Origin of the sequence: Pseudomonas sp. PDM01, assembly GCF_014852325.1 — a bacterium.
Classification (GTDB): Bacteria; Pseudomonadota; Gammaproteobacteria; order Pseudomonadales; family Pseudomonadaceae; genus Aquipseudomonas; species Aquipseudomonas migulae.
In genome coordinates this window covers 1-335 of the sequence record NZ_JACVBK010000029.1, presented here as the reverse complement: position 1 = coordinate 335, position 335 = coordinate 1, and the positions used below count along the sequence as shown (strand labels likewise).

General features: G+C 41.5%; 1 rRNA gene. It reads right to left on the bottom strand.

The window, feature by feature from the left end:
* Positions 1-271: 271 nt before the first annotated feature.
* Positions 272-335: ribosomal RNA gene (locus IB246_RS28600) — 16S ribosomal RNA — on the bottom strand; the annotation flags it as partial.

Below are 335 nucleotides of genomic sequence, written 5' to 3'. Positions count from 1 at the left end.
AAGACGACATTCGCCGAAAATTCGCGATTAAACTCACAAATTTTACCTTAGCCTGAATAAACACCAGTGAAAGTGCTATCCAGTCTATCTTTCTATCACATACCCAAATTTTTAAAGAACGATCTAGTCAAAGACTAGAAATCAATATTCACACTGGAATATTCATTTCTAAACTCGAACAAAACAAACCACCTTAAAGGCTGGCCTCTCGTCTTCTTCAATGAATCAAGCAATTCGTGTGGGAACTTATGGAGCAGCTGATGTCGTCGATTAAGGAGGTGATCCAGCCGCAGGTTCCCCTACGGCTACCTTGTTACGACTTCACCCCAGTCATG